Consider the following 284-nt stretch of genomic DNA (forward strand, 5'->3'; position numbering starts at 1 on the left):
CTGACGACCGGCACGGTAACCTCCGCCCAGGTCGTCAGCACGATGTTGACGCCGTAGTCGAGGATGCTTTCGACCAGCGGCACGACGGCCAAGGTCTCGCCGACGCTCGCGGCATGGATCCAGATCACCGGCCCCTCGGGGCGCGGCCGGCCGGCGACGCCGTAGCGCTCGCGGCGGCGGTTGCGGTCTTCCTTGCCGCGCGAAGTGCGCCAGGCGACATAGGGTCCGACCAGCGGATAGGCGGCCGCGCCATGCTGTCGGCATATCGATTTGCCGGCGCGGCC

1 protein-coding gene is annotated in these 284 nt (G+C 70.8%); it reads right to left on the reverse strand.

The window, feature by feature from the left end; translation table 11 throughout:
• The coding region (locus tag EN861_RS35040) for a glycosyltransferase N-terminal domain-containing protein (protein WP_281041233.1) at positions 1-266 on the reverse strand (266 nt) is incomplete at its 3' end.
• Positions 267-284: the final 18 nt, after the last annotated feature.

The organism is Mesorhizobium sp. M8A.F.Ca.ET.218.01.1.1 (assembly GCF_004791165.1).
In the GTDB taxonomy this organism is placed as follows: Bacteria; Pseudomonadota; Alphaproteobacteria; order Rhizobiales; family Rhizobiaceae; genus Mesorhizobium.